This window comes from Flavihumibacter solisilvae (assembly GCF_000814475.1).
GTDB classification, from domain to species: Bacteria; Bacteroidota; Bacteroidia; order Chitinophagales; family Chitinophagaceae; genus Flavihumibacter; species Flavihumibacter solisilvae.
On sequence record NZ_JSVC01000013.1, the window covers coordinates 107,214 to 130,352 of the forward strand.

Below are 23,139 nucleotides of genomic sequence, written 5' to 3' on the forward strand. Positions count from 1 at the left end.
ATGCGACTAAAAGGCTTTGGTGTTTTGGCTATTTTTGCCGGGGCATTTCAGTTCACTACTGCCTGCAAAGAGGCAGAACTATCTATTAACCGCACTACGTCATTTGATGACGGCTGGAAGTTTACCCGCGACAGCATAACAGGAGCGGAGTCGCCTTCATTCAATGATGCGAACTGGCGCGAGCTCGACCTTCCCCACGACTGGAGTATCGAAGATATCCCGGAACAAAGGGACAGTATTACGGTTGGCCCGTTTTCGAAAGAAAGTCCGGGTAAAGCGGCCACTGGCCATGTGCTGGGTGGTACTGGTTGGTACCGCAAGTCATTTGCAATTGATGCAGCAGATAGTGCAAAGGTGATTTCCATTTATTTCGAGGGGGCGTATATGGAAACTGACACCTGGGTGAATGGTCATCATGTTGGGAATCACCCGCATGGGTATACGTCATTCCAGTACGATATCACGAGGTTCCTGAATGCACCTGGTAAGCCCAATACCATTGCAGTAAGGGTGAAGAACCCTGGCCGGAACAGTCGCTGGTACAGTGGTTCAGGGATATATCGCCATGTTTGGCTTACGGCCACTGACCTGGTGCATATTCCGCAATGGGGTATACAGGTGACAAGTCATGAAATTACATCGCAGTCCGCTACGGTGAAGGTGAACGCAGTAGTCGTGAACAAATCGGCAGGCCGGCAGGTAGTAGAAGTGAGAACCAGGTTGGTGGGTCCGCAGGGCGAACAGGCAGGTGAGTCAAAACAGGAAATTGACCTGGCTGCAGGTGATTCAACCAGCACGATGCTCCAGTTAAAAGTGTCGTCTCCACAATTATGGACAACCGAGGTTCCGGCGATGTACAAAGCGGAGGTTGACCTTTTGGTGAATGGATCAGTTAAGGATCGGCTGGTTACCCCGTTTGGGATCAGGACTGTTGACATCAGTGCCAGTAACGGTTTCAGGTTAAATGGAAAAACGATGAAGCTGCAGGGTGGATGTATCCACCATGATAATGGCCTGCTGGGTTCAGCAGCTATCGACAGGGCAGAAGAACGGAAAGTGGAATTGTTGAAAGCAAATGGGTTCAATGCGCTGCGTTGCAGTCATAATCCTCCCTCAGAAAAATTGCTGGAAGCATGCGACAGGCTGGGCATGCTGGTAATTGACGAGCCGTTTGACCACTGGCAAAAAGCAAAGAACCCGGATGATTATCACCGTTTTTTTGATGACTGGTGGGAGCGTGATTTTTCTTCAATGATCCTTCGTGACCGGAACCATCCGTCAATAATTATGTGGAGTATAGGGAATGAAATAGAAGAAAGGGCTGATTCTTCCGGGGTTGAGATTACAAAGCGATTGAAAGCAAAGGCGCAGGAACTCGATCCGACAAGGAAGATCACCGAGGCTGTTAACGAATTCTGGGACCATCCCGGGCGGCCCTGGTCAATGACCGCGCCGGCTTTTGAGTTGCTTGATGTGGGCGGTTATAATTACCAGTGGTGGGAATATGAGAATGATCACGCAAAGTTCCCGGATCGCGTTATCATGGGGACGGAATCGGTTCCCAAGCATGCTCTTGAAAACTGGAACCTCGTTGAAAAGCATCCATATGTGATCGGCGATTTCGTATGGACTGCCATGGATTACCTTGGTGAGTCGGGAATCGGGCATACGACCTATGAAACGGGGAAGATACCTCAGCTGAGGCCATGGCCATGGTTCAATGCGAATTGTGGCGATATCGACCTTATTGGTGGCAAGAAACCACAATCCTATTATCGTGATGTGGTCTGGAGAAGAAGTAAAATAGAAATTGCGGTTCATGCGCCGTATCCAAAGGGCGCTGTTGAGCAGGTGAGCTACTGGGGCTGGCCTGATGAAGAGCAGAGCTGGACATGGCCGGGGAGCGAGGGTAAGCCGCTCGAAGTGAAAGTGTATTCCCGTTCACCCCGCGTGAGGCTTATGCTGAATGGTAAGACGGTAGGCGAGAAACAAACGGATAGTCTGCTTACTGCAAATTTTGAAGTGCCTTACGAACCAGGGGAGTTGAAAGCGGTTGCACTTGAAAGTGATTCTGCGGGTTCCGTAGTTTTGACCAGTGCCGGAGCGCCGGCAGCATTGAAGATTCTGGCTGACAGGACAAACATTAAAGCTAACCGTAACGATCTTTCCTATGTTACGGTTGAAGTCGTAGATGCAAAAGGCAACATAGTGCCCCATGCCCGTTTACCCATTAAGTGGACGCTGACAGGAAATGGCGAAATTGCCGGCGTTGGCAATGCAGATCCTGCCGACATGGGAAGTTTTAAGTCTGTAATCCGCAATACATTCAGGGGAAAGATGCTGGTAATCCTGCGACCGAAAAAAGGCGGCGGTGAAATGATGTTGAAAGTGGAGACACCAGGTCTTGCTACGGCTGAGGTTAAAGTTGTTGCGAAGGACTAGCTGCGATGTGCAGCCAATTTCACCTATCAGCAAATGGTTGCTGTTCATCGGGGTCTGTGCCGAATCGCAGTACATGTCCATCCGGATCTTTTACCTGCATTTCGCAGGCCCAGGAGAAATTGGTGGGCGCCAGGACGATCGTTACGCCTTTTTGCACTAACTCTCTGTACAGGGAGAAGATATCGCCGTCGAACCCGATCCATACCCAGGTTCCGGGCATTCCCTGGCCGCCTTTGCATAAATATAATCCGCTGTTCTCACGGCTGACCAAACTGAACTCGTCTGTACCCCAGTCCGCATTTTTAAAACCGAGAATGCCGACATAAAAGTCGAGGCTCCGGACCATATCACTTACGTTCAGGATTGGTGCGATATTTTCAACTCGAAACTTTGCCGGGTGGTTTTCTGCCATAGCACTATACGTTTTTAGTGTGAAATGGTTGCGTTTGCTTTTTCTGCAAAGCGAATTACAAACTGCCTCACTGCATTCCAATCGGTATATTCATGATCGTGAGAAGTGTCTGTAGATCCGCCTTCTTTCCTTGCGATGTATTTCATTACCAGCCGCTTGAAAAAGCCGTACTGCGTATATTTCAACGCGCCGGCAACCTGGGCTGTTATCATTGGTTTCCAACCCATGCGTTGAAGGTATTCTGCTGTGATCCGTTCTGCGTCACGGTGTTCTTTTTCGTTCTTCGAAGCTGCGGCCATGCAAACGGAGAAGAATGCGGCAGGCATTTTGTTCAGGGCATCAACGTTATGCCTGATGTAAGTCGTTACAGCAGATTGATAGTGGTTAATGTGGATTGATCCGCCGGCAATTATCGCATCAAATTGCAGTGGAGTGGGAGGTTGTTCCGCTGCATTCGAAACGGTGACCTCATGGCCGGACTCTTTCAATGTATCTGCAATGAATTCTGAGACCTTCCGGGTCTGGCCTTCAGTGGTGCTATAAACTACCAGGATTTTCATGGCTGATTGTTTAACTAAAGTTAAGGCGTGACGGGTGCCATCGGAAAAATATATCTTGCGATCATGCAGGCAATACTTGATTATGCGAAAAGACTGAAAGCGATCAGCCATGTGGGACTTAGCTACTGCACGGACGACTACGACCGTGAACGTTATGAAGAACTGAAGTCCATCAGTCTCGGACTGGTGGAACTGCTCACTAATGAACCAGTTGAAAAACTTTCCCTGTTTTATTCCGATACCAAAGAATATGTTACACCCAAGACTGACATCAGGGCTGTTGTGTTCAATGAAAAGCGGGAGATCCTGCTGGTAAAGGAAAGGGCTGACGGGCGTTGGTCTTTACCCGGAGGCTGGGCAGATATCGGTATCTCACCAAAGGAAGTTGCAGTTAAGGAAGTACTCGAAGAAACGGGACTGCATGTTGAACCGGAGAGGCTGCTTGCAGTGATGGATAAACGACTTCACCCACATCCGCCTGCGCTGGAATATGTATACAAGATGTTCATCCAATGCAGGGTTACCGGGGGCGAATGGAATAAGGCATTTGATATTCTCGATAAAGGCTTTTTCGCAAAAGACAATTTGCCGCCGATGTCATTGGAAAGGGTGTTGCCGGAGCAGGTTGAACTGATGTTTGAATACCAGGAGTATCCGGACAGGGAGACTTACTGCGACTGAATCAATTCTGCGACCTGTACTCATTTGGGGTGAAGCCGACCCTTTGCTTGAACAACCGTGTAAAGTGTTGCGGGTATTTGAAGCCGAGCTCATAGGCGACTTCGCTGACTGACTTCCCGGGTTCAAAGATTTTTTCCTTGGCTTTATCGATCAGGCGGAGCTGGATATATTCCTGGGCTGATTTGCCGGTTTCCTTTTTTACCAGGTCGCCGAAATAATTGGCAGACAAGTGCAGTTCGGAAGCGCAGTAGCTAACGGAAGGCAGGCCCAGGGTCTGCGGCTTGTCTGACTGGAAATAGTCATTCAGGAGGTCTTCAAATTTTTCCAGAACACCTTTATGTGCATTGTCGCGGGTAATGAACTGGCGATCATAGAAGCGCACACAGTAATTCAGGAACAATTCGATATTCGTTACGATCAGTTTCTTGCTGTGCTTGTCCACCCCATGCTGCAATTCGAACTGGATTTTGGAGAGGCAATCCATCACGATCTGTCTTTCCCTTTCCGACAGATGCAATGCCTCATGAACTTCGTAGGAAAAGAATGTATAGTCCTTGATGTTGCGGCCAAGTGATGTGCCATGGATGAGATCGGGATGGAAGACCAGTGCATGGCCCTGCGGCTGGTAATATTCACTGTTGTTCTCAACCCCGATTACCTGTCCGGGTGCAAAGAAAACAAGCGTGCCTTCCTGGTAATCATAGTAATGTCGGCCATACCGCAGGTCGCCGCATTTTACTTCTTTCAGCACAACAACATAACAGCCGAAACTCATTCTCGTGTGCTGCCTGGGCGTAGCCTTTGACAGGTCAAGTACGCTCACAAGAGGGTGCAGGGTTTCATGGTTATTGAAGGCGTTGTACTGGCTGACCGTATCGAATCTCACTAATTTTTGCATATCCCTGAGGTTTACCAAACAAAATTACCCCTTCGAAAGTTTAAATTTCTTTCCGCACACTCCAACCAGTGATTTTGGTAGGGAATCCAGTAATCCGTATAAGAAAACAGAAGCAGATGAACAGGAAATTTGCAGGATGAAAAAGAGAACACTAGGAAAAAGCGGGCTGGAAGTGTCCGCGATCGGGCTCGGTTGTATGGGACTGAGCTTTGGCTATGGACCTGCCGCCGATAAGGCAGATGCCACCCGGTTGTTGCACCGGGCCATTGAACTGGGCGTGACCTTCTTCGACACTGCAGAAGTTTACGGTCCGTTCACCAACGAGGAACTTCTCGGCGAAGCACTTGCGCCGTTCCGCGATAAAGTAGTGATTGCCACAAAATTCGGGTTCGAGAAAGCCCAGGCAGGCGTCGGCCTCGACAGCAGGCCTGAGAATATCCGCAGCGTTGCAGAAGCTTCGCTGAAGCGACTGAAGACCGACAGGATCGATCTCTTCTACCAGCACCGGGTTGATCCCAACGTGCCGATCGAAGATGTGGCAGGCACAATCAGCGAACTGATTAAGGAAGGCAAAGTGAAATACTTTGGTCTTTCTGAAGCAGGTGCACAGACCATCCGTCGCGCGCATGCTGTGCAGCCCGTTACAGCCCTTCAAAGTGAATATTCGCTCTGGTGGCGTGAACCGGAAACGGAGACTTTCCCTACACTGGAAGAACTGGGAATCGGCTTTGTGCCTTTCAGTCCACTCGGCAGGGGATTTTTAACCGGTGCGATAAATGAATCCACCAATTTCGCGAGCGACGACTTTCGCAACACGCTTCCCCGTTTCGCAGAAGAAAACAGGAAAGCCAACCAGGCGGTAGTGGAACAACTCCAGGCCTTCGCTCAGAAAAAGAATGCGACCTCAGCCCAGGTTGCCCTCGCCTGGGTGCTTGCACAAAAGCCGTGGATCGTACCGATCCCGGGAACTACAAAGATCAGCCGCCTCGAAGAGAATCTTGGCGCTGCTTCCCTGGAACTGACTGCGGATGACCTGCGGGAGATCAACGAAGTATTCTCGCAAATAGAAGTTAAGGGTGCCCGTTATCCCGAACAATTTCAAAAAAATATCGGCAGGTAAAAAACCGATCGGCGGGAAGATTGTTAGGTCACTTGTCAAAATACCAAATCGTAAACAACAGACTTATGGAAAAATTCAGCGTTAAAGCGTTTGGAACAGAATCACCGACGGCATCGTTAAAGCAAATGCAGATCGATCGCCGTGAGGCAACAGAGAAAGATGTTGAAATAGAGATCCTTTATTGTGGTGTATGCCATTCCGACCTGCACTCAGCACGGAATGACTGGGGCGGTTCGCAATACCCCGTGGTACCCGGGCACGAGATCGTGGGCAGGGTAACCAAAGTGGGATCAGCTGTAAAGAAATTCAAGGTGGGCGACTATGCCGCAGTGGGGTGCCTCGTGGATTCCTGCCGTACCTGCTCGAACTGCAAACAGGACCTCGAACAGTATTGCATCCCCGGGTTTACGTTAACATACAACAGCCCGGATAAGCATTTGAAAGGGCAGATGACCTATGGCGGTTATTCTGAAAAGGTGGTGGTAGATGAACATTTTGTTTTAAAGGTGCCGGAAGGAATTGACCTGGCTGCTGCAGCACCGTTGCTTTGTGCCGGTATTACAACCTGGTCTCCACTAAAGCACTGGAAAGTTGGCCCCGAAAGCAGGATAGCAGTGATCGGTCTTGGTGGTCTCGGCCATATGGCGATCAAACTGGCGAAAGGTCTTGGTGCACATGTGTCATTGTTTTCAAGATCAAAAAGCAAGGAGCAGGACGCCTATAAACTCGGTGTGGATGACTTCATCATCTCTGAAGACCAGAAACGCATGGAGGCGACAGCAGGCAAGTTTGACCTGATCATCGACACTGTACCTTATGCACATGATCTTAATCCTTATGTGGCGACCCTCGCAACAAATGGGACTTTGGTGCTGGTTGGTTATCTCGGTCCCCTTGATCCTGTAGTTCATTCTGTACCGATGATCATGGGCAGGAAAGCAGTTGCGGGTTCCGTGATCGGTGGAATAGCCGAGACCCAGGAAATGCTGGATTTCTGTGGTAAACACAATATCGTGTCAGACATTGAGCTTATCAAAATCCAGGATATAAATGAAGCGTATGAGCGGATGCTGAAGAGCGATGTTCGTTATCGCTTTGTAATTGACATGGCTTCGTTGAAGAATTAAACTAACAAATATGCAGGAAGTTATATTGAATAATGGAGTAAAAATGCCGGTGTTCGGATTTGGCGTTCAGCAGATGGAAGTTGCATATGAGTGTGAAGGTGTAGTAATAGAAGGCATCCAAACCGGCTACCGGATGCTTGATCTTGCCTCAGGGGCCAATGAAACAGCAGTAGGCCGCGCTATCCGGAACAGCGGGATCGCGAGACGGGAATTGTTTATTGCAGCAAAGCTGGAAGCTACCGGTTATGTGCAGGCGAGACGGGCATTTGAATTGACGCTCTGCCGGCTGGGACTGGATTATCTTGATTTATACCTGCTGCAGCCCGGTGATGATATCCAGGGGGCATGGCAGGCAATGGAGGAGTTGTGTAAAGCAGGAAGGATCAGGGCGATTGGAGTTAGTAATTTCCAGGCCGATCTGCTTAGCGACCTGGTAAAAGGAAGTGAAATTATTCCAGCGGTTAACCAGGTAGCGATCCAGTCGAACGACTACGATAAGATGCAGTTGCAATCGAGCAACCTGCCCATGCGGCTGGGAGCGGACGGGATAGAATTCTACGGCTATTCAATTGTGATGTCGCCCAGGCGTTCTGTGACTGTATCGAAGCGGACTATTCCGGATAGGATGGGTAAATTGATATTGACTGTCCGAAACAGTATGCAACAGTTTGGTAATAGCATTTGCCCCGGTTCGCGGGGAGTGACATGCTGATATGTTAAAGAAAGCCTTGTCAATTTTAAGTTGACAAGGCTTTCATGTTTATCAATCAAGTAAAAGATCGTTTTCTGCAAAACCAGGCTGCCTTACATCAAGGTCGGACAAAGTTTTTTCTATCTCAGTCAGCTTATTCAATAGAAAGGTTTCATTGTCGAGATCAGCATCTGTTGCATTTATGGAAACTCCAAAAAATCTGTTCTCCGTGAAGCCAAGCTGCTGCCTCAGTTTGGACTTAAGTTCCTGATCTTCTTCTATGTCAATCACTGGTACTATCTCTACCTGGAAATTGTTTTTATCCGGGTTTATGATATTCAACCGGAAATAATAACGTCCTATTTTCTCGAGCAGGAAAGTTTCCAGTTCATTTAAAATGCTACCCACACCGTCCAGCCGCCCATGAAAATCGAGTTTCGCGAACGCAGGTTTATCCAGCAGGTATTTACGGTCGACCAGGTCATTGTAGTTCTGGATTACAGCTGCAACAACCACGGCAAGCGAAAATCCCAGTGCATATAAAGTTGACATCGGGAATCGCGCATGAATATTGCTCCAGGTCAGCCCATCATTGATTATCGGCAGGAATGTGAATGGAAATACAAGCAGGAAGGAGACAATTAATCCCTTGAGAAGGGTAAGTCTTTCGCCTATAATAATTGCGATAAGATCTCTCATAAGTACAGGATAAAATATTTAACAATCGTTTGCGGACTTAAACACCGGATTATCACAATATATTTATTACAAATAGTTCCTGCAATAATGAAACGATTCCTTTTCTTTTGCGCCTTTGTATCTGCACTTTCTGCGTCAGCCCAGAAAACCAGCAAACCCACCTGGCCCAGGCACGTGCAGGTGAGTTTTGCTGAAACCAACCAGCGACTGGCGAGGGAATTGCCCCCTGTAATTACCCCGGACATGGAGTGGAATGCCACGGCCTGGAAAAACGAAAAAGTACATACGCAGCTCGTTCTGTGGGGGAATAAAGGGGTAAAAAACCTGCAGGTGACAGTGACAGACCTGAAAGATGCAGAAGGAAATATTATTGAAAAAGAGAATATCGTAACCGGCTTCGTCCAGTACGTGATGACCGATGAGTTCAAGGGTGGCTGCGGCTACCGCAAAACGACTGATTTTGATTCGTCGCTGGTTGCCGATATCATCAATACGGATGTTTCTTCCATAAAGCTGGAGAAGCGAAGCACCCAGCCAGTCTGGATTAGCGTTAAGGTGCCGGCTGATGCATCGGCCGGTGAATACACCGGGACAGTATCAGTGCAGGCAGATAAAAAATACGACCTGGCTATTACTCTGAAAGTGTTGGACAAGACACTGAGTTCTCCTGCCGACTGGACCTACAACCTTGACCTGTGGCAGCACCCTGCGTCCATTGCCCGGGTGCATAATGTGGAACTGTGGAGTGATGCACATTTCGATTGGATGCGGAAATACTATACGCAGCTGGCTTCAGCCGGGCAGAAAGTGATTACCGCAAGTATAGTGAATGAGCCCTGGGGACACCAGACTTATGACGATTACCCCGGACTTATAAAATGGACTAAAAAGGACGATGGCAGCTGGAGTTACGATTATTCCCTGTTCGACAAATACGTTTCCTTCGTGATGAGCTGCGGCATTAAAAACAGGATCAGCTGTTATAGTATGGTTCCCTGGAAGATCGCGTTCACCTACTACGACGAAAGCCTGCAAAGGGATACCGTATTTACCGGCGCAATCGGCACACCGGAGTACAATGAATTCTGGACAAACATGCTCACCGATTTTACGCGCCACCTGAAGGAAAAGGACTGGTTCGGTATAACTGCCATCGCAATGGATGAACGCCCGATGGAATCCATGCAGGCAGTGATAAGACTGCTTCGCGGGATAGACCCCAATTGGAAAGTGACCCTGGCCGGTGACTATCATCCTGAAATCGAAAAAGACATATACGATTATTGTGTGGCATCGAGATGGCAATTCCCGCAAAATGTGCTGATCCGCCGGAAAGCTGAGGGGAAGATCAGCACCTGGTACACCTGTTGTACTGAAGCACTGCCGAATGGCTTTACATTTTCACCGCCCGATGAACATGTCTGGCTCGGATGGTATACCGCTGCTTCCGGAATGGATGGATACCTTCGCTGGGCGTTCAACAGCTGGACAAAATCCCCGCTCACGGACAGCCGCTTTACGGCATGGCCAGCAGGTGATACCTACCAGGTATATCCCGGTCCTTTATCGTCGATCCGGTTTGAAAAGATGATCGAAGGTGTGCAGGACTATGAAAAAATCCAACAATTGCGGAAGGAATACAAGGCCGCAGGCAATTTGACAAAGTTGAATGAGCTGGCGGCAGTATTGGAAAAGTTTTCAATAAAGGCCCTGGGTGAAAAGCCGGCGGCAGAAATGGTGAAGCAGGCTAAGAGCGTACTGAATCAGTAACCGTTTTTTATTGCCTGTCCTTGTTTATAAAGGACCTCATAGATATCAAAAAACTTTTTTAAATCGGATTCCTTCAGGTCTGTATTGGTAAAGATAATCACGCCAATTTCCTTTGACAGGTCCGACAGCATTTCCGTCTTTATGCCAGGATCGGAGCCACCGTGCCCTATCCTGCTTGCATTTAGTTTGGTTGACCAGAAAATCCCGGAATTCTGCTTGTCCAGGTTCACATTTTCCGGCTTGTTCGAAGCAGTAAATTGGAATCTCAGCATTTCATCGACAGATTCTTTTTTCAGAATCCTGGTCCCGGAGTATGTTCCGTTGTTCAGCAGGCTGATAAAAAAGTGTGATAACTCGTCCACTGACGTGCGTACCCCGCCGTCAGGGTAAGTCGTTAAGCTATAGAATGGAATGATCCTGATGCTGTCACCTGTTTTATTATACAGTTTGGTGTGATTTCCAAGGTTGACTTCCGACAGGAACCAACCCGAATTGTTCATCTCCAACGGCTTAAAGATGGTCTGCCTGCAATAGTCATTAAGTTTCCTACCCGTTCGAAGTTCAACGATATATCCGGCCAGGCCCGCTGCAATGTTCGAATACTCCCGGTAGGAACCGGGTTTTTTTTCCAGGAAGTTGCTGGTTGAATAGTGTTTGCCGCCGGGTACCAGGTAGTTCCTGAGAAAGTCGCCCAGCTGTTCCGGCGAATCTCCGCCATAGTGGTAAGTGCTGTCCGAATAAAAAGGATCGCGATCCGCGATTCCGGATGTATGAGTTGCCAGGTTTCTCAGTGTAATTTTTGCATCGGGAAAGTTCGGGTTGGTGACTTTGAAGGGAAGATAGGTATTGATGTCCTCGTCGAGTGAAAGCTTTTTATCTTCAGCTGCACGCATCATGCAGGCCCCGGTAAAGGTTTTGCTGATGGAACCGATATTCATGATGGTAGTTGGAGTGAATGGTTTTTTCGTGGCAAGGTCCGCATAACCATATCCTTTACTCCAGGCCAGTTTTTTATCAACGATGATAGCTGCCCCCAGGCCGACCATTCCTGATTCTTTCATAATCCTTTCAATAGCAGTATCAACTTTTGCGGTGGCTGCCGGGCTTTGGCCGAATGCTGTGAATGAGGCAAGCAATAGGACGAAGACGCTAAATACTTTATTCATGTGATCAGGTTACTTGAGGTTTTCCTGTTAGTTTAAGCTTCAGCAGGTCAATCAGCTTTATCAGTCCATTTCTTGTTCCTGTGTAATAATTGCCTGATTTAAATGCAGGAAGAAAATATTTGGCAATTATCATTTTAGTCTCGTCGTCGGAGATGAGCTTTTCGATGGCGTAGCCATTCTGGATCCTGATTTTCTTGTGTCCTTTGGAAATTCCGATCAGGATGCCATTGTCTTTTCCCGCCTGTCCGACTCCCCATTTATTTGCCATATATAGCGTAAGGGAGTCAAACCTTTCCCTGGACGTAGCGGAACTGTCAACTGTTACAATCGCAATCTCAATTTCGGTCTCGCGCTTGAAGTTCTCGATAATGCTATCGAGATGTTCTTTCTGTGTATTGGTAAATAGTCCTTCAAAATCATTGACCCAGCCAACGGGGTTGGGCAGGCTGTCCCAATAGGAGTACGCCTGCTTTTTTGTTTTGACCTGTCCGGTGCAGGTTAGCGCAACCACTAAAAGCAGGATTGCTCCAAAATATCTGGAGGCGGGGAACATTGAAATGGTTTTGGAACTTTTAAAACATTCCTGCTGTTAAGTTAGTGAATAATGGTGCGATCAGCTGAAAATCAGTTGCCAGTTTCATTTGCCAGTAATGGTGTGTCCTTTGTCAGGAGGCAAAGGTTCGCAGGGTCCTTTTCAAAGTTACCAGTGTCGTCATTACGGTAACGGTGAGATAAAAGAATGCCACCAGGTCGGTCAGGTGAAAAATCTGGAATACAAACAGGAATAGGTAAGTGAACAGCGAACTTATTGCGTGGGTTACAATAGGCAACACAAAGATGTAGGTGAAGTTGATCCGCACTTCAAAGATGTGGATAGCAGTTAGTAACAGGAAATTCAACAGGATTGCGACAACCTGGTAATTCCGGATATAACTGGCCATGCCTTTTGAAGGTCCGAAGATGTCATTAATGTGGAGGAGGGTCCAAACGATCATTAAAATGACATACATAAGGAAGTAGTTCTGGATTCCGATTTTGTTTCTCATTTTCAAAGCGTTTAAGGTTAGACGATATTCCGCCGGGCGGAAACAGGAGGTGAGACCTTTGGTAAGATTCTGAAAGTTTGGCTTTCCACAAAAAAAAGCCCGGAATTTTTTTCCGGGCGTTCTGGAGGCTCACTTTATCATGAATGTTATATTCACGACACTTTCCACCTTGATTTTTTCAAATTCAATAATCGGAACTGTTTTGTCTTGTTTTACAGTATTGAACGCCGTTACCACTACTTCATCTAACCGAGCCCGATAGTACCCGTCGGGGTTTTGCGGTTGGTTTTCTGAGATATGAATGGCCGGACCAACTACCTGGCCAAGGGGTGTTGTCAGGGCCTGTGCGCTGGCTTTGGCGTTTCCGGCTGCTTTTGACCGACAGATATTCCTGATTTTTTCCATTTCGGAATGATCAACCCTTTCTATTGAAACATTGGAGATCCCCAGTTCTTCCAGTTTAAGAAAAACATTGCCGGTTGTTACGGCATCCGATACCTTCAGGACATATTGCTTCACCTTTATTATATCCTTCTGTTTTAGCAGGTAGGTCTTATAGTTGCTCATAACGTCGCGGATCACCAGGTCTTTTTCGGTGTTGATGCCAAGCGATTTCAGTGCGGCTACCATTTTATTTTCAGTTTCTTCGATGGGTACTTTGTCCCGGCTGTCCTTCTCGGATAGAATAATTTTTATGTAGATCTGATCGGGCGTGACAAGGCTGTCCGCCCTTCCATTTACTTCCAGGTAGGGAACATCAATAAAATTCTTCGACTGGCTATTCGCAGCAAGGGAAAAGCAAAGTAACGTCAGGGCGGAAATAATTAGTCTCTTCATAAATTGATTTTTAGCGATTCAATTTATAGATGAGGGTTTGTTGAGTTTTACACAACGAGCTGGCAAACTATTTTAGAATATTATAAAACAATCTGAACTACTTGTTTGATATAAAGGAGGGTTCATCGCAACCGATGCCGGGTTGGTCGCATCTTCAGCCTGGCGTTTTGCGTACCACGATATTTTCGGGGGACTCACAACTAAAAGCCCTCGTTATGGAGAGAAAAGAGTTTATCAGGCGGCTGGGGAGGACGAGCCTTTTTATACCCTTTGTTATCGGAGGTATCTCCGGCTGCAGCAAGGACGACGATCCGGCTGGCGCCTCAAAAGGAAGTTGCAATACGACAAGCTCAGAAACCGCGGGGCCCTTCCCCTCGAAAAATCCGGCCGCTTAGTTTATGGAAGAAACAAATCCTATATCAGGCGCAAAGATCTTCCTGGCAGAAAAAAGGAGTTGTACGCGATCCGCTGTTCACCAGACATTTCATACGTTTGGTTTGGGACGTTATGATGATGGACACAACGAACCTTTCGGTCATCTGCGTACGTTGAACGATGAAACACTTGGACCGGGAATGACCATTACCCATACAGCCAAAAGGCAACTCGAGATAATAGTAATTCCCGTAATAGGTGCCTGTGAGTGCCGGACGGATAGCATTCATTTCAAAGCGGAAATTGGCCAGGTGATGCATTTCCCGCTCGAGCCTGGGGAGACAGTCCGGATCAGCAACAAGTTCCTCGGGCATCCAATCAGCTACCTGTTCATTGAAATAGATTCGGTGTGCCCTGTGGAAAGGGAGGTCATTGGGTTTAGCCTTGAAGAAGCCTTGAATAGCCTTCATCAATTAAAGATCCGGTCGGGCCACGATTTCTCTATAGGCCTTTATGACTGGCGACATGAAGGCTGTCTCAGTTTCGACCAGCACGACCAGCAATACTTTGTATATGTAATTGAAGGAGCGTTTGAAGTAAACGACCGGCTGATCCAGGGGCGGGATGGACTTGCATTATGGGGTATCAAAAGCCTGGAATACGAGGCGCTTTCCGATGGGGCGATCATACTCGTGATCAGGCTGGTACCCTAAGTCTACAGGCTGTCTTCGGCCTGTGATACATATTCCGGTGCATTGTCGATCTCCTGGCGCAGCAGGAGGTTTAGTTGGGCCGAATGGTGCTGGACATGCCTCAAATTATAAAACAGGATATCCAGGACAGAATAGCTCATTGCTGCCTGGCTGCATAAAGCCAGATCAAGATGTTTCGATTGGCCGATCCACCGCTCCTGGAGTTTGTCTTCCGTAAGCCCGGCAATAACGCTGTGGCATTTCTCCCGGCAGAAATGAGTATAGGTTAGTAATTCTTCTTTCGAATAAATGCGGTCGGGCACAACGTCATCGATCGCGTCTTCAGGGATCTCCGCCTGATCCGTTAAGGTGAAGGGAAGAGTGGATTTGAAATTTTCGGGTGGTATGGTCAGGTAGTAATCCAGGAAGACCAGGGTGTGATAGGCAATGTAGAAGAACTTCTTTTTGGTATCCCAAAGTTCTGTGGGCCAGAGTTCAATGGCGTTATTCAGCATATCGATGCTTCCACCGAAGCTTTTCCAGAGGCTGCATTTCAGGTTGGTAAGTGCATCCATGGTACAAGGTTTATTTACTACTTCAGGCATGAACCAGCTTTTCTCCCCACACCTGTTTCATCACATCATCAAGGTCGGTAAGTACTTTCGAGCAATCGCCGAAATATGATGAGCCGTGCATAGTAGCCAAAGTTTTCGGTTGCAGCGCTGCCAGTTCGGCGAGAAGTTTCGGGGTGTTATGGTTGTATGGCGTATAATCCATCAGCGGCCCCGATTCAAAGTACAGTAAAGAAGACCTGTGCGATTCCAGGATATCCTTGTCTGTTATGGCACAACACTCACCGTTCTGGTGAAGGAGGTCGGAGCAAAGCAGGGTCTTGTCAGTTTCTTCAAACATAACCCCCGCATCCCAGCCGTGGGGAAGGTGAGGGGTGCGGATGAAGCGGTACCTGCGCTTGCCGGTTTCAAGGATGTCGCCACTTTTCATGGCGAGCGCAGGCCTGGCAGAAAAATCACTCATGTTAACAATAGCACCCACTTCGCTGCAGACCGGCTGCGCGTTCGGTGCAATGTTGAGCCAGTCGTTCAGGGCGCCACATTCATCCACTTCAAAGTGACTGAAACCAATCCATCGTATTGAGGCGGGGTCTATGAGCGTTTTTACTGCTTCGTGCACAACGGGAAACATCATTTTCATTCCTGCGTGGTAGAGGAGGGGCTCATCGTCCCTGACAAGAAAATGATTGAATTGAAGTTGTATGTCCGGAACAAAAACGCTGATTCGAAAAACATCCGGCGCAATTTCATGGATCTGATACATGACCGAAAGTTTTGGGTGGGAGAAAGAATTACCGGCAAGGTACTTATTCTTTGGTTTTGACCGAAAAACCTGTCGTTCATGCATCCCTGTACCTGTCGTTCATGCACTTTTGTAGCTTCCGGCATGCTTCCAGGATGCTTCTTTATAGCTTCAAACATGCTTCAAACATGCTTCCTGCATGCTTTCCGGATGCTTTTTTTATGCTTGTTTTATTCTTCTGGACGGCTCTTTCAAGGCATTGTGAAAGCTTCCGCAGGTTTCCGGCCAGGACATTAATAATAGGCAGCATTTAAATAAAATCCAAGCACTATTTCATAATCCGACTAAAATCCGGAATAATCCGACAAAAAAGCGGAATAATCCGTTTCTTGAGGCTATTATAATCCTGCAAACCTGAATGGTTGGGTTTCTCTGAAGTCGGCTGACGATTCGCCTGCATAGTTTTCATTGTTAGCGAGACTGAGCTTTTTCACTTTCCCTTTTTCACTCAGGTCGATCTTTTTAAAATCCACCCAAACGACATTCGGGTTTAGAACATTATCAAAGTAATACACGAGGTTTTTCTGATCGGCAACTGTTCTCCACCGTGTGGAGGAAATATTAGGTTCCTTTTCTGACGATATGCCATACGGTACTGAACAGTTCCTGATCACGCTGAATACACTTGCAAGCGCCACCCGTGTATTGTCTGTCTGCGGAATAGCATGGATATAATACGAAGCCCGTACAAACCTGTCTGCCGCCCTATTGGTTCCGGGAAGCATTACTGTCCCAGGAATCGACTTCCAATAAGTATTGATTGCCAACTGGTCTTCGAAGATGGGCGAGTTTGTCATCGCGATATACTCCTTGCTATGATGAATGACGAGTTTGCCGTTGATGTATTCCAGGATGGCATTGTCTCCATTTGCGTCTGAAAGTGACAGGTGAATCGTGGAATAAATATCCGTTCCGGGAATATTGGCAGTAACTACAACAAAGTCATTTTTCCCAAATGCATCAACTGCATCCTTAACAGTAGCAAAGTTGTCCAATGCATATTGAAGCCATAACGAAACTGCCAGGCCTTTTTTCGTTCCGTCTTTTTGAAAGTCGGGGTATTTAGATTCAGCCAGCCACAACATATTTCCCACCAATCCTTTCTCATTCATCCCATCAGATGAGGCAAGGTCCCATGAAGTAGTAATGACACTGCCATATTTCGCGCTCCATTTTATGGAAGTGTTCCCCACCTCACCGTTTCTTTCAATTCCCCTTGGAAGGATCCACAGATTGGCGGGGATTTCACTCCGCCAGTCCATAGAACGCGCAGTTATTGTCAGGCCGCCAGGGCCCTTGTAAACGACGCGTGTACAGGCAGTAGTTGTGTTTGTGATAGTGAAACCCCATCCCGTCGTTAACACAATTGCCAGTAATGCCCTCACTTGAGTTCTCAACTTTTTCATTTCCGGAAGATTTAAGTTTAACGAATTCAATTTGCGGGGAAAGGAGCAGCGGGTACGGAGTTTATTCCTTGTAATGCCCGGACTGGACCAGGGCGGTTTTCAGTTCTTCGGGATTACTGGTGCCAATCAACAGGCGTCTTTCATTGTTGAATTCGAGTTGCAGGCCCTGGTTACCGGAAACATTGTATGCTTTCCCTTTGCCAAAGATGCCGATCCTGATCCCCCAGCCACCATACTCGAGCAGTGGAGAATATTTTCTTACATAAGTTTTTGAAAGCTCATACCAGGAGTAATGCCTGAATTCAAGATGAAATGGGAAAAAGCGTACGTAGATCCCGTCTTTTTTAATGATCGTTTCAAGCCGTAGGATGTAAAAGAAAATGACTAACAGCAGGGTCAAAATGATTGCGATGAACAGGCCGGATTTGCCGGGCGGAATCTGCCTGTTATAGATATTGAAAAGGCAAAGAAAGTTTACACCCAGGAGTATTAGCCAAAGCCACCACTGCCTGAATTGTTGCCTTTCCGTAAATATGATCTCATTTTCCATCAGCTTTAAAATTACTCATGTAAATTCCGGCATTCCTGTTCAAGGACCTTTTCAATGATCTTTGGCGGGGCTGCCCATGTTGAAATGTTGCTGGTTGAAAGTACAGGAAAACCTGAACTGTAACCACCAATTTCTCTGGTTGCCAGTCCAAACACAACCAGCTTGATTTTGTGGTGCCTGATCACGTATGAGCACATGATGCAGGGTTCATGAGTTGTAACCAGGAAACAATCAGAGAGGTCTGTGTTGCCGGACGTTAATATGGCATTTCGGATTGCTTCGATTTCAGCGTGACAAGTAATGTCTTTGTGCATTTTCCCGCTTTCGATTCCTTCGGCAATTACATGGTCGTCCTTAACGATAACTGCACCCACCGGGCTTTCACCGCGTTGCTTTGCGATCCTGCCCAGTTCAATACATCTTCGCATTAATTGTTCATATAACGCAAGGTCAGTCATAACGTTAAATGTGCTGGTCAAGTAGAATCGTATTGCCGTCTGGGTCTGTAAGAAACATACTGGCCGGGCCGGTGGTCGTTTCATCTGCTTCACTGTCGGGTGTTACACCCTTTTGCTTCAACTGTTTTTGGATTTCCCTGATATCATCAAAGGATTCCATTTTATTAGCATTCTCATCCCAGCCCGGGTTAAAGGTCAGGATATTATTGGGAAACATTCCCTGGAACAGTCCGATTAATGCGTTCCCGTTTTTCATGATTAGATAGTTCTTTGCCTGGTCGCCGGCAAAGACACTGAAACCGAGGTTTTCATAAAATTGCCTGGAAGCGTTGATGTCTTTGACACTGAGACTGATTGAAAATGCGCCTAGTTTCATGTTGTATAGCTTTGGTTCATTGACTTTCTTAAACCGTAACTTTCTTTATCAAGCAAAAGGGGAAACATGATCCGGTTTTCCCTTTCCTGTTCTGGTGTATAATGCCCGATAGCAATATTCCATTCCCTGGGATCACCGAAATATTTTTTGGTAATGGCAGTAACAAATTCGTTCAGTTCTTTTGATTTTCGCAGGAATAGTTCATCGGTTGTTTCCGGCACGATTTGCAACTTTTCTTTTAAATATTCCGCAACAGTCCTGGTTGCATCATCCATTCGACTTTTGAAAGCCTGGTAGTCAGGGAAGATGTAAGAAAGGCTATGATGCAACAGGGAAAGTTTCAATTGATTTGGCTTGAAAGTTCTGTACAGGCGAAAATGAGTGATGAGGATTTCCCTTTTAGAATCAACGAGAAACTTTTTATATTCTTTTTTCAGGAATTCGACTTTAGCAGCCTGGTTTAATGCACGCACGTATTGCCTTGTTATATTTCGGTCATTAAGAAACTCCGGAAGATAAACTGTTTCGTAAAAATTTATTAATTCGGTAGAGTAGGCAAACTGGTTCGCCAGCCCTCCATCTTCTTCTGCCAGGTATCTTTCATGCTGCTGAATGTTCTCATTACGGATTGTCTCGTAGGAAGAGAATTGTTCCGCGGTGAGAATCTCCATCATAATTGTCCGTTCATAGTCCCGCTCTTCCCAATCAGTAAAACCTTTCTCCCCGGAATAACTTTCTTTATCCTGCTCGTATTGGTAAACTTTTTCCGCCTGCTCAAAAGAAAGATTGAGGTAATGAAACCGATCCTGGACCAGGCCGACAAATAATGGATAGTTTTCGGATATCATTATGAGATTGAAGTGTTACTGATTTATTTCGCCCCAGCCTTCAAGAATTTCAAGTTGTTCGTCTACAAATCTATAAGGGAAATAATAATTGAGTTGTTGCTCTAGTTGAGAATGAAAAGTCTGCACGGTTATCGCATCGGTTGATCCGGGGTATTGGTCATTGGTTACGTTCGAGTCAATTGCGATGGCATAGGCGATCAGTTCCCCGTTTTCTTCCAGGCTTTCCAGGACTTCCAATAGCTCTGTAATCAGTTCACTGCTATCGGGGAATTCTTCTTCGGAATTAACGCGGATAGGCACCAGTTCCCCAACCACGGAAATATATGAAGCGAAAGGATAAAATTCCCTGTGTTTGTTTAACAGCTCATCAGCGAATCCAATGCTGTATTGGATCAATTGTTCAATGTCCTGTTGCGGGTTTTCCTGCATGGTGATTGCTTTATTGGACGTTTCGCAGTTTGACTTCTTTAAGCGGATCTCCCCCGTCGATAAACAGTTTGCCACCGGGCTTAAGCGCTTTTGCGATTTTAGCCAATGCCTGCTGTTCAATTTCAGGATGGCGGCCATCAAGTGCACCCACACGGATAGCAAATGCAAAATCAAACGGCACTTCGCCGGCTTCCAGTTCGAATTCTTCGATTGTTGTCTTGCGGAAAGTTAAGCTACCCTTCGAGATTTCAGTGGCAGATCCTTTGATTGCCTGCTCAATGGCTTTCGATGACCGGTCAATGGCGAGGATGTGCCCATTCCCGAGCCGGCCGGCGATTTCACGGGCAGCAACTCCTGTACCGCATCCGATTTCAAGGATCCTTGATCCTTTTTTTACCGGCAGTGCATCTACAATCTCAGCTAATCGTTTCGAAAGATTCGGTGTCATACCGCGAAAACTGGTTGATCAGCTAAAGCTATGCAAATTGAGGTTGTTACTCGTATTTCAATTCCTTGATTTTGCGGTTACGGGTATCCGCGATATAAAAGACCAACTGGCCCTGTCCATTCTTATAGCCAACAAAGCCCGAGGGAAATCCAAATGAAACTTCTGTAGCTGCACCGTCACTATCATTGATAACCTGGCTCCCTGCCATGCGGGCAATCAACAGTTGTCCATTGGCATCATATTTCGCTACCTGACCAACGCCGGTAGTTAACACATATACTGCCCCGGATTCATCAATCACCGCGTGGTTGGGCGGATCGGTCAGTCCTTGTACAAAAGTGCTGATTTCAGCAGTCTGCGTATTGATGGTTCGAATGCGGCCATTGTTAGACTGGCAGACATACAGTGTGCCGTTATCGTGAAGGGCCAGGTTACCCGGGAAAAGTATGTCTCCATCACCAGTATAACCAGACACCTGCCGTGTAGTGAGGTCGATTTTTTTGATCTTGTGATTACCCCAGTCACTCACGTAAAGGAATTGTCCGCCCGGATCCACGGCTATTCCTTTCGGATTGTTTAACCGCGCATTTTCCCCAATGCCATCTATGTCTCCTGAAAGTCCGAATAGTCCCGCGATGTTACTGATCACTCCCTGTGCATCAATTTTTACAATTACATGCCTGGACTCCAGTGAAGCATAAATATTATTGTTTCTGTCGATTGTTATTGCCGCAGGAGTGGCAGACAGGGCTGTGAAAGGGCTGGTAACTGTACCATCCGGTGCGATCTTCCTGATCACGGGACCGTCTATTACGTAAAAATTGTTGTCTTTGTCGATTGTCAAACCTGCAGGGCTGGTAAACGTAGCGGTAGTTCCCGGACCGTCAGTACGACCGGTGGCTCCCGAACCTGCAATCTTTTTCACCATCCAGCCAACGCGATGGAAGCCTTTGATGCGCGTGACGGACTGACTATTGGCGATGACCGTTACATCATGATCTCCTGCCGGCAGATGTGCAGGCATGTTTACGATTAAGCGTGTGGTGGTGGAACCAGGCTGCAGATCTGCGTCAAGGTTCCCGATTTTCACAAAAATACCAGCGCCCGTATTTATGAAACCCGTTCCTTCAATCGTTATGTTACCAGTTTCTGCGCGATCAGGGGTTACACCAGTAATGAGCAGCTGGTCGCCGGTAACGGTGAAGTTTGCGCTGCTGGTTGCTGTTTTATCAGCTATTGTTAAGGTGATTTTGCCTGATGTAGCACCGGCGGGAACGGTTACGCGTAATTCAGTAGTCGTAGCTTCCGAAACAAGTGCTTCAGTTCCATTGAACTTCACTATATTTTTTGCCCTGTCTGTATTGAAATTAGTGCCGGCAATCCTGACTATGGTGCCAACTGCCCCTGAAGCGGGTAAAAATGCACCAATTGTAGGCGCATTGGCGCCGGGTGGCGGATTACCGGGGTTGCCATGATCGCCGGGCTTATCATTTTTCTTTCCACAGGATGCAAATAGTAGTACCGCTGCCAACAGGCAGGCTGAGAATTTACGGATATTCACAGGCAACAAGGTTTAAAGTGAGGGGCGAAAGTAGGCAACAACGTTAGCTCAAACGCGCCTGTCACTACAGGTGGCCTGATGAACAGGATGAACAGCCGGATAAATGTAGTGGAATGTGGTGTGCTACCTGAAAAACGGGATTGAATTAAGCCAATCCTTATCTTCCTGCTGAAGGATACAGTCTGGGTAAATAAGGTAACCCGTCCACATTATGGCCAACCCGTTTTCGTTGGCCGGGTGTGGAAGTCCAAACGCGTGCCCCAATTCATGGCCGCCACCGCCGATCCACCTGTTTGGATTTAGGTTTTCGGGGTTCTCTCCAAGAAGTCCTTTCAGGTCCTGGTCGCCCATCGCACAGAAGCCCGGGAAGCCCGCACCCCCACCCGGGGCAGCTACATATACAAAGTAGGCGAAGTCAGTCATATTGAAGCTGCTGCCCAATTGCTCCTGCATCTCATTAAGGGTGTTATAGAATCCATAGAAACGAGGATCAGTTCCGCTGAATTCGCCATTGTAACTATTGTACCAGGTGCTGTCGTGCAAACCAGTGAGCGTATCGACTACCCAGGGATTCAACACAAAAGTTTTACCATTGCCCATTTGAGTTTTATACCATTCCTGCAAATTGAGAGTAGCATCTTTCAATGCAGTAAAGTAATCTGGGTTGAATTCATTATCCCTTGGCGTTATCAGGTAGACAAGTAGGGAGTTAAGGATCGGCTCCGGCCTGATTTGAGGAATGCAGATTGTTTTTGAAATACTGTCGCTGCCTCCGGGACCGGTGACAACAAGGGTTACAACATAATTGCCTGGTTGCGCATACTGATGCACCGGGTTTTCTTCAGTGGAAGTTTGTCCATCACCAAATGTCCAAGCATAGGTGCGACTGTCGGACGATGCTGAAGTAAATTTTACTTCTGTGGGAAATTTGCCGGAGGGATCAATTTCGTAGGTGAAGTCCGCCTTTGGTTTTGGCGCTTCACAATCATTTTTCCTGCAGGAAGAAAAAGCGAAAACAACCAGCAGGATCCAGGTTGAGATTCTCATATAGCTGAGTTTTAAAATGCTGTGTGGGCAGGAGCTACCGGTCGGGGATACGCGGGACTATCAATTTACTTCAGAGTTTTTGACCAGGTAAGGGGAAAAACACTGCTTGAAATATGCAGCTAATTG

Annotated in this window: 26 protein-coding genes; 7 read left to right on the plus strand and 19 right to left on the minus strand. The window is 47.1% G+C overall.

Annotation, left to right across the window (positions count from 1 at the left end; genetic code table 11):
- A complete protein-coding gene (locus OI18_RS11985) occupies nucleotides 1-2,442 on the plus strand; it encodes a glycoside hydrolase family 2 TIM barrel-domain containing protein (RefSeq protein WP_039140100.1) in 2,442 nt (813 codons plus the stop codon).
- Between the two features lie 19 nt (nucleotides 2,443-2,461).
- Here OI18_RS11985 and OI18_RS11990 read toward each other — a convergent pair whose 3' ends face one another.
- Nucleotides 2,462-2,854, minus strand: coding sequence for a glyoxalase superfamily protein (locus tag OI18_RS11990; RefSeq protein ID WP_039140101.1), 393 nt, complete (start codon nucleotides 2,852-2,854; stop codon nucleotides 2,462-2,464).
- A 14-nt stretch (nucleotides 2,855-2,868) separates the two neighbouring features.
- A complete protein-coding gene (gene hemG / locus OI18_RS11995; RefSeq protein WP_039140102.1) occupies nucleotides 2,869-3,414 on the minus strand; it encodes a menaquinone-dependent protoporphyrinogen IX dehydrogenase in 546 nt (181 codons plus the stop codon).
- Between the two features lie 63 nt (nucleotides 3,415-3,477).
- On the opposite strand from hemG, the gene OI18_RS12000 reads away from it, so the two are divergent.
- On the plus strand, nucleotides 3,478-4,095 hold the full coding sequence (locus OI18_RS12000; RefSeq protein ID WP_039140245.1) for an NUDIX hydrolase: 618 nt from the start codon (nucleotides 3,478-3,480) through the stop codon (nucleotides 4,093-4,095).
- A 1-nt stretch (nucleotide 4,096) separates the two neighbouring features.
- On the opposite strand, the gene OI18_RS12005 is transcribed toward OI18_RS12000, so the two are convergent.
- Nucleotides 4,097-4,993 (minus strand): helix-turn-helix domain-containing protein, encoded by an 897-nt coding sequence (locus tag OI18_RS12005; protein ID WP_039140103.1) that lies wholly within the window; start codon nucleotides 4,991-4,993, stop codon nucleotides 4,097-4,099.
- A 136-nt stretch (nucleotides 4,994-5,129) separates the two neighbouring features.
- Here OI18_RS12005 and OI18_RS12010 point away from each other — a divergent pair, with 136 nt between their 5' ends.
- The 3 genes from OI18_RS12010 (at nucleotide 5,130) to OI18_RS12020 (ending at nucleotide 7,952) form a co-directional block, all read left to right on the plus strand.
- Nucleotides 5,130-6,113 carry an aldo/keto reductase gene (locus OI18_RS12010; RefSeq protein ID WP_039140247.1) on the plus strand — a complete coding sequence of 328 codons (984 nt, stop codon included), beginning with the start codon at nucleotides 5,130-5,132 and terminating at the stop codon, nucleotides 6,111-6,113.
- Between the two features lie 65 nt (nucleotides 6,114-6,178).
- Nucleotides 6,179-7,240: an NAD(P)-dependent alcohol dehydrogenase gene (locus OI18_RS12015; RefSeq protein ID WP_039140104.1), complete on the plus strand. Its 1,062-nt coding sequence runs from the start codon at nucleotides 6,179-6,181 to the stop codon at nucleotides 7,238-7,240.
- Between the two features lie 10 nt (nucleotides 7,241-7,250).
- Complete coding sequence (locus OI18_RS12020; RefSeq protein ID WP_052273141.1) at nucleotides 7,251-7,952, plus strand: aldo/keto reductase; 702 nt, start codon at nucleotides 7,251-7,253, stop codon at nucleotides 7,950-7,952.
- Between the two features lie 51 nt (nucleotides 7,953-8,003).
- Here OI18_RS12020 and OI18_RS12025 read toward each other — a convergent pair whose 3' ends face one another.
- Nucleotides 8,004-8,630, minus strand: a complete 627-nt coding sequence (locus OI18_RS12025) for a hypothetical protein (protein WP_039140105.1) — start codon at nucleotides 8,628-8,630, stop codon at nucleotides 8,004-8,006.
- Nucleotides 8,631-8,717: 87 nt separating this feature from the next.
- On the opposite strand from OI18_RS12025, the gene OI18_RS12030 reads away from it, so the two are divergent.
- Nucleotides 8,718-10,400, plus strand: coding sequence for a DUF4091 domain-containing protein (locus tag OI18_RS12030; protein ID WP_039140106.1), 1,683 nt, complete (start codon nucleotides 8,718-8,720; stop codon nucleotides 10,398-10,400).
- Here OI18_RS12030 and OI18_RS12035 read toward each other — a convergent pair.
- The 4 genes from OI18_RS12035 to OI18_RS12050 all read right to left on the minus strand — a co-directional run bounded on the left by OI18_RS12035 (nucleotide 10,394) and on the right by OI18_RS12050 (nucleotide 13,449).
- Nucleotides 10,394-11,566: a serine hydrolase domain-containing protein gene (locus OI18_RS12035; protein WP_082037945.1), complete on the minus strand. Its 1,173-nt coding sequence runs from the start codon at nucleotides 11,564-11,566 to the stop codon at nucleotides 10,394-10,396. The two genes, OI18_RS12030 and OI18_RS12035, sit on opposite strands and share 7 nt — an antisense overlap.
- A gap of 4 nt (nucleotides 11,567-11,570) precedes the next feature.
- Nucleotides 11,571-12,119: a TPM domain-containing protein gene (locus OI18_RS12040; protein ID WP_039140107.1), complete on the minus strand. Its 549-nt coding sequence runs from the start codon at nucleotides 12,117-12,119 to the stop codon at nucleotides 11,571-11,573.
- Nucleotides 12,120-12,231: 112 nt separating this feature from the next.
- Nucleotides 12,232-12,612 (minus strand): hypothetical protein, encoded by a 381-nt coding sequence (locus tag OI18_RS12045; RefSeq protein ID WP_039140108.1) that lies wholly within the window; start codon nucleotides 12,610-12,612, stop codon nucleotides 12,232-12,234.
- A gap of 129 nt (nucleotides 12,613-12,741) precedes the next feature.
- Entirely contained in the window at nucleotides 12,742-13,449 is a 708-nt protein-coding gene (locus OI18_RS12050; RefSeq protein ID WP_039140109.1) for an SIMPL domain-containing protein, read from the minus strand.
- A gap of 398 nt (nucleotides 13,450-13,847) precedes the next feature.
- On the opposite strand from OI18_RS12050, the gene OI18_RS12060 reads away from it, so the two are divergent.
- Entirely contained in the window at nucleotides 13,848-14,537 is a 690-nt protein-coding gene (locus tag OI18_RS12060) for a pirin family protein (RefSeq protein WP_039140111.1), read from the plus strand.
- Between the two features lie 2 nt (nucleotides 14,538-14,539).
- On the opposite strand, the gene OI18_RS12065 is transcribed toward OI18_RS12060, so the two are convergent.
- From OI18_RS12065 to OI18_RS12115, 11 genes are all read right to left on the minus strand, one after another.
- Nucleotides 14,540-15,091 (minus strand): DinB family protein, encoded by a 552-nt coding sequence (locus tag OI18_RS12065; protein WP_039140113.1) that lies wholly within the window; start codon nucleotides 15,089-15,091, stop codon nucleotides 14,540-14,542.
- Between the two features lie 22 nt (nucleotides 15,092-15,113).
- Entirely contained in the window at nucleotides 15,114-15,851 is a 738-nt protein-coding gene (locus tag OI18_RS12070) for an MBL fold metallo-hydrolase (protein ID WP_039140114.1), read from the minus strand.
- A 377-nt stretch (nucleotides 15,852-16,228) separates the two neighbouring features.
- On the minus strand, nucleotides 16,229-17,296 hold the full coding sequence (locus tag OI18_RS12075; protein WP_039140115.1) for a linear amide C-N hydrolase: 1,068 nt from the start codon (nucleotides 17,294-17,296) through the stop codon (nucleotides 16,229-16,231).
- A 61-nt stretch (nucleotides 17,297-17,357) separates the two neighbouring features.
- Complete coding sequence (locus OI18_RS12080; RefSeq protein WP_039140116.1) at nucleotides 17,358-17,846, minus strand: hypothetical protein; 489 nt, start codon at nucleotides 17,844-17,846, stop codon at nucleotides 17,358-17,360.
- A gap of 11 nt (nucleotides 17,847-17,857) precedes the next feature.
- Complete coding sequence (locus OI18_RS12085; protein ID WP_039140117.1) at nucleotides 17,858-18,304, minus strand: nucleoside deaminase; 447 nt, start codon at nucleotides 18,302-18,304, stop codon at nucleotides 17,858-17,860.
- A gap of 4 nt (nucleotides 18,305-18,308) precedes the next feature.
- On the minus strand, nucleotides 18,309-18,680 hold the full coding sequence (locus OI18_RS12090) for a VOC family protein (protein ID WP_039140118.1): 372 nt from the start codon (nucleotides 18,678-18,680) through the stop codon (nucleotides 18,309-18,311).
- Nucleotides 18,677-19,528: a hypothetical protein gene (locus OI18_RS12095; protein ID WP_039140119.1), complete on the minus strand. Its 852-nt coding sequence runs from the start codon at nucleotides 19,526-19,528 to the stop codon at nucleotides 18,677-18,679. The genes OI18_RS12090 and OI18_RS12095 overlap by 4 nt, the downstream gene beginning before the upstream one ends.
- 15 nt (nucleotides 19,529-19,543) lie before the next feature.
- Entirely contained in the window at nucleotides 19,544-19,957 is a 414-nt protein-coding gene (locus OI18_RS12100; RefSeq protein ID WP_039140120.1) for a hypothetical protein, read from the minus strand.
- A gap of 10 nt (nucleotides 19,958-19,967) precedes the next feature.
- Nucleotides 19,968-20,405 (minus strand): class I SAM-dependent methyltransferase, encoded by a 438-nt coding sequence (locus OI18_RS12105; protein ID WP_039140121.1) that lies wholly within the window; start codon nucleotides 20,403-20,405, stop codon nucleotides 19,968-19,970.
- Nucleotides 20,406-20,451: 46 nt separating this feature from the next.
- Nucleotides 20,452-21,966: an IPT/TIG domain-containing protein gene (locus tag OI18_RS12110; protein ID WP_152616810.1), complete on the minus strand. Its 1,515-nt coding sequence runs from the start codon at nucleotides 21,964-21,966 to the stop codon at nucleotides 20,452-20,454.
- Nucleotides 21,967-22,089: 123 nt separating this feature from the next.
- On the minus strand, nucleotides 22,090-23,013 hold the full coding sequence (locus tag OI18_RS12115) for a PKD domain-containing protein (protein WP_039140123.1): 924 nt from the start codon (nucleotides 23,011-23,013) through the stop codon (nucleotides 22,090-22,092).
- Nucleotides 23,014-23,139 lie beyond the last annotated feature (126 nt).

Bases quoted from the DNA above. Each gene is read 5' to 3' on its own strand.
- OI18_RS12115 (WP_039140123.1), bottom strand. From the start codon at position 23,013: ATGAGAATCTCAACCTGGATCCTGCTGGTTGTTTTCGCTTTTTCTTCC.
- OI18_RS12080 (WP_039140116.1), bottom strand. From the start codon at position 17,846: ATGGAAAATGAGATCATATTTACGGAAAGGCAACAATTCAGGCAGTGG.
- OI18_RS12065 (WP_039140113.1), bottom strand. From the start codon at position 15,091: ATGGATGCACTTACCAACCTGAAATGCAGCCTCTGGAAAAGCTTCGGT.
- OI18_RS12025 (WP_039140105.1), bottom strand. From the start codon at position 8,630: ATGAGAGATCTTATCGCAATTATTATAGGCGAAAGACTTACCCTTCTC.
- OI18_RS12085 (WP_039140117.1), bottom strand. From the start codon at position 18,304: ATGACTGACCTTGCGTTATATGAACAATTAATGCGAAGATGTATTGAA.
- OI18_RS12010 (WP_039140247.1), top strand. From the start codon at position 5,130: ATGAAAAAGAGAACACTAGGAAAAAGCGGGCTGGAAGTGTCCGCGATC.
- OI18_RS12030 (WP_039140106.1), top strand. From the start codon at position 8,718: ATGAAACGATTCCTTTTCTTTTGCGCCTTTGTATCTGCACTTTCTGCG.
- OI18_RS12095 (WP_039140119.1), bottom strand. From the start codon at position 19,528: ATGATATCCGAAAACTATCCATTATTTGTCGGCCTGGTCCAGGATCGG.
- OI18_RS12045 (WP_039140108.1), bottom strand. From the start codon at position 12,612: ATGAGAAACAAAATCGGAATCCAGAACTACTTCCTTATGTATGTCATT.
- OI18_RS12090 (WP_039140118.1), bottom strand. From the start codon at position 18,680: ATGAAACTAGGCGCATTTTCAATCAGTCTCAGTGTCAAAGACATCAAC.
- OI18_RS12075 (WP_039140115.1), bottom strand. From the start codon at position 17,296: ATGAAAAAGTTGAGAACTCAAGTGAGGGCATTACTGGCAATTGTGTTA.
- OI18_RS12000 (WP_039140245.1), top strand. From the start codon at position 3,478: ATGCAGGCAATACTTGATTATGCGAAAAGACTGAAAGCGATCAGCCAT.
- OI18_RS11985 (WP_039140100.1), top strand. From the start codon at position 1: ATGCGACTAAAAGGCTTTGGTGTTTTGGCTATTTTTGCCGGGGCATTT.
- OI18_RS12105 (WP_039140121.1), bottom strand. From the start codon at position 20,405: ATGACACCGAATCTTTCGAAACGATTAGCTGAGATTGTAGATGCACTG.
- hemG (WP_039140102.1), bottom strand. From the start codon at position 3,414: ATGAAAATCCTGGTAGTTTATAGCACCACTGAAGGCCAGACCCGGAAG.
- OI18_RS12005 (WP_039140103.1), bottom strand. From the start codon at position 4,993: ATGCAAAAATTAGTGAGATTCGATACGGTCAGCCAGTACAACGCCTTC.
- OI18_RS12020 (WP_052273141.1), top strand. From the start codon at position 7,251: ATGCAGGAAGTTATATTGAATAATGGAGTAAAAATGCCGGTGTTCGGA.
- OI18_RS12060 (WP_039140111.1), top strand. From the start codon at position 13,848: ATGGAAGAAACAAATCCTATATCAGGCGCAAAGATCTTCCTGGCAGAA.
- OI18_RS12050 (WP_039140109.1), bottom strand. From the start codon at position 13,449: ATGAAGAGACTAATTATTTCCGCCCTGACGTTACTTTGCTTTTCCCTT.
- OI18_RS12035 (WP_082037945.1), bottom strand. From the start codon at position 11,566: ATGAATAAAGTATTTAGCGTCTTCGTCCTATTGCTTGCCTCATTCACA.
- OI18_RS11990 (WP_039140101.1), bottom strand. From the start codon at position 2,854: ATGGCAGAAAACCACCCGGCAAAGTTTCGAGTTGAAAATATCGCACCA.
- OI18_RS12070 (WP_039140114.1), bottom strand. From the start codon at position 15,851: ATGTATCAGATCCATGAAATTGCGCCGGATGTTTTTCGAATCAGCGTT.
- OI18_RS12040 (WP_039140107.1), bottom strand. From the start codon at position 12,119: ATGTTCCCCGCCTCCAGATATTTTGGAGCAATCCTGCTTTTAGTGGTT.
- OI18_RS12100 (WP_039140120.1), bottom strand. From the start codon at position 19,957: ATGCAGGAAAACCCGCAACAGGACATTGAACAATTGATCCAATACAGC.
- OI18_RS12015 (WP_039140104.1), top strand. From the start codon at position 6,179: ATGGAAAAATTCAGCGTTAAAGCGTTTGGAACAGAATCACCGACGGCA.